Source organism: Aeromonas sp. HMWF014 (assembly GCF_963878295.1).
Taxonomy (GTDB): Bacteria; Pseudomonadota; Gammaproteobacteria; order Enterobacterales; family Aeromonadaceae; genus Aeromonas; species Aeromonas popoffii.
Map to the genome: position 1 here is coordinate 1 of NZ_CAWNYS010000211.1, position 3,463 is coordinate 3,463.

The following is a 3,463-nucleotide window of genomic DNA, read 5'->3' on the forward strand; positions in this document are numbered from 1 at the left end:
AGGCCATCCCCCCCGTTTCTTCGCCACTCTGACCAGTCTTGGTTATGAGCTTCAGCAGAGCGTCGGTTATGCGGATCATCAAGCGTTTGAGCGGGATGAATTGCTCGCCCGCTTCGGCGAGCGGGCGCTGTTGATGACCGAAAAAGACGCGGTCAAGTGTCGGGGATTTGCGCTGGAAAACTGGTGGTATCTGCCGGTCAGTGCCGAGTTGCCTGCCTCTTTGCTCGACAGTCTGTTGCAGAAATTGAATCTGGCAAGGGCGCCCGCTGCCGGCTCTGAACACTGAAGGGTGGCATGACCCGGCATGCTGGCTTGTCCGGCATCATGGCACGTTCGACAGAGTGGAAGGAGCCGCGAGTTGGCTCACGTTTTTAGACTATTAATGGCTCGACATCATAGCGTGCCCGGCATCCTGGCCCGCTCGAGATAGTCGCTTGCTCGACATCGTTGAAGGAGTTTCGTTTTGGCACTGGATATCAAATTGCTCGACATCATCGCCTGCCCGGTTTGCAAGGGAAAGCTGCACTACAACAAGGCAGTACACGAGCTGGTCTGCCGTTTCGACAAGCTGGCCTATCCGCTGGAGGAGGGGATCCCTGTGCTGCTGGAGAATCGCGCCCGTCATCTTAATAGCGACGAGATGCCGTCATGAGTTTCGTGGTGATCATTCCTGCCCGCTACGCCTCCACCCGCTTGCCGGGCAAGCCGCTGGCAGACATCCATGGCAAGCCCATGGTGCAGCACGTGGTGGAAAAGGCCCTGCAATCCGGTGCGGATCGGGTGATCGTCGCCACCGATGACGAGCGGGTAGGCAGCGCGCTGGCCTCCTGCGCCGCGCTCGCAGGCTTTGAGGTGTGCATGACCTCGCAGGATCACCAGTCCGGCACCGAGCGTCTGGCAGAAGTGTGCCGCCACTACGGCTTTGCCAGCGATACCATCATCGTCAATGTGCAGGGGGATGAGCCGCTCATTCCGCCAGCCATCATACGTCAGGTGGCCGATAACCTGGCCGCGGCGACGGCACCCATGGCTACCCTCTCTGTGCCCATCGAGGATGCGGAGGAGGCGTTCAATCCCAACGCGGTCAAGGTCGTGACTGACAAGGATGGCTACGCCCTCTACTTCAGTCGCGCTTGCATTCCCTGGGACAGGGATCGCTTTGCTGCCAGTGATCGCGCTGTTGGGCGCCACGAGCAGATTGGCGGCCACTATCAGCGTCATATCGGCATCTACGCCTATCGCGCCGGATTTATCCAGCGCTATGTGGACTGGGCACCGAGCGTGCTGGAGCAGGTTGAGGCGCTGGAGCAGCTGCGGGTGCTCTGGTACGGGGAGAAGATCCACGTGGCCCAGGCGCTGCAAGCACCGCCGGTTGGGGTGGATACCCAGGCCGATCTGGACAAGGTGCGTGCGCTGCTGGCGAACTGATGCCAGCACCACCGATGTGACTCTGAACGGTGCCTGCGGGCGCCGTTTTTTGTGTTGAATCCTTACATAATTATTTGATTACAAACGTCATTTATGAGCACTTTCAAACTTTTCCCGCCCATGGTTTGCCAAACCAGCGAGTTTGGTTATGATGCAAGACGCCGTGTTAACCCTAACTGGCATATAACGAGATAAAAAACGGGGTGTTTGGGTGATAAATGTATTCCTGGTCGATGATCATGAGTTGGTGCGTACAGGGATAAGACGCATTTTGGAAGATGTCCGCGGGATCAAGGTGGTGGGCGAGGTGCAGAGCGGGGAAGCAGCAGTTACCTTCTGTCGTCAGCACCATCCAGACGTGATCCTGATGGACATGAACATGCCGGGCATCGGCGGCCTGGAGGCGACCCGCAAGATACTGCGGATCCGGCCCGATGTGCGCATCATAGTGCTGACCATTCATTCAGAAAATCCGTTTCCCACCAAGGTGATGCAGGCGGGTGCCGCCGGTTATCTCACCAAGGGCGCCGCCCCGGACGAGATGATCCACGCCATTCGCTTGGTGCACTCGGGCCAGCGTTACATCTCCCCGGAGATCGCCCAGCAGATGGCCCTCAGCCAGTTTGCGTCGGCGGATGAAAATCCCTTCAAGTCCCTCTCCGAGCGCGAGCTGCAGATCATGATGATGATCACCAAGGGCCAGAAGGTGACCGACATCTCCGAGCAGCTGAACCTGAGCCCGAAGACGGTCAACAGCTACCGTTACCGCCTGTTCAGCAAGCTCAACATCAACGGTGATGTGGAGCTGACCCATCTGGCCATTCGCTATGGCATGCTGGACGCCGACACCCTGTAAGCGGGGGGCGGGGAGTCAAAAAGGCGGCGGGTGCCGCCTTTTTGCATTTCGCTGGCCTGGCGCAGTATGCTCTCCCCGTTGATGTTGATCTCTATCGTTTTCGCCCCTTTGTGTTGAGCCGAGTAGCTGATGACCCTTTCTCCCGAGCCCCTTTTTGACAGCAAGGCCTTTCTGAGTGCCGTGACTCACCAGAGCGGTGTCTACCGCATGTATGACAGCGGTGGCACCGTCATCTATGTGGGCAAGGCCAAGGATCTGAAAAAACGGCTCGCCTCCTACTTTCGCACCCGGGTCGACAGCATCAAGACCCACACCCTGGTACGCCAGATCGCCGATATCCAGGTGATGGTGACCCACACGGAGACAGAGGCGCTGATCCTCGAGCACAACCTCATCAAGCAGTACCAGCCGCGCTACAACGTGCTGCTGCGGGACGATAAATCCTACCCCTGGATCATTATCACAGGGCACCAGCACCCCCGCATCGGCGTCCATCGCGGCGCCCGCAAGGTGAGGGGGGAGTACTTCGGCCCTTACCCATCGGGCGGCGCCGTGCGCGAAAGCCTGCATTTGATGCAGAAGATCTTCCCGGTGCGCCAGTGTGAGGATGCTGTCTATGCCAACCGTACCCGTCCCTGCCTGCTCTATCAGCTCAAACGCTGCGCTGGCCCTTGCGTGGCGGGGCTGGTGAGCGAGGCGGAATATGCCCAGCAGGTGGAGCTGGCCAAGCTGTTTCTGGCGGGTAAAAATCAGCAGGTGATAGGGGAGCTGGTGGGCAAGATGGAGTCCGCCAGCGGCGATTTGCGCTTCGAGGATGCGGCTCGCTACCGGGATCAGATCCAGGCGCTGCGCCGGGTGACCGAGCAGCAGTCGGTGAGTGGCAACGTGCTCGATGAACTGGATGTGGTGGGGGTGGCATTTGAGCAAGGCGCGGCCTGTATCCATGTGCTCTTCATTCGTCAGGGCAAGGTGCTCGGCTCGCGTAGCTATTTCCCCAAGGTGCCGAGCGATACGCCCCTCGAGGAGGTGGTGCAATCCTTCCTGCTGCAGTTCTATCTGTCGGGGCAGGGGGGCAGGCAGATCCCGAGCGAGGTGCTGCTGGACGTGGCTCTCGAGGACGAAAGCGTGATTGCCGAGACCCTGAGCCAGACCGCCGGTTACAAGGTGCGGGTGGTGAGC

5 protein-coding genes are annotated in these 3,463 nt (G+C 59.4%); all 5 read left to right on the plus strand.

What is annotated here, in order from left to right; translation table 11 throughout:
• A partial coding sequence (locus AAC083_RS08515) for a tetraacyldisaccharide 4'-kinase (protein ID WP_181364689.1) occupies positions 1–286 on the plus strand: 286 nt, incomplete at its 5' end.
• Between the two features lie 177 nt (positions 287–463).
• Complete coding sequence (locus tag AAC083_RS08520; RefSeq protein ID WP_042036532.1) at positions 464–652, plus strand: Trm112 family protein; 189 nt, start codon at positions 464–466, stop codon at positions 650–652.
• Positions 649–1,428, plus strand: coding sequence for a 3-deoxy-manno-octulosonate cytidylyltransferase (gene kdsB, locus AAC083_RS08525; protein WP_108536322.1), 780 nt, complete (start codon positions 649–651; stop codon positions 1,426–1,428). Before AAC083_RS08520 ends, kdsB begins: the two co-directional genes overlap by 4 nt.
• 211 nt (positions 1,429–1,639) lie before the next feature.
• Positions 1,640–2,284: a UvrY/SirA/GacA family response regulator transcription factor gene (gene uvrY / locus AAC083_RS08530; RefSeq protein WP_042036535.1), complete on the plus strand. Its 645-nt coding sequence runs from the start codon at positions 1,640–1,642 to the stop codon at positions 2,282–2,284.
• A gap of 129 nt (positions 2,285–2,413) precedes the next feature.
• The coding region (gene uvrC / locus AAC083_RS08535) for an excinuclease ABC subunit UvrC (protein ID WP_146181622.1) at positions 2,414–3,463 on the plus strand (1,050 nt) is incomplete at its 3' end.

What these genes read in the sequence shown, in the direction of transcription:
- kdsB (WP_108536322.1), top strand. Translation starts at nt 649, where the DNA reads ATGAGTTTCGTGGTGATCATTCCTGCCCGCTACGCCTCCACCCGCTTG.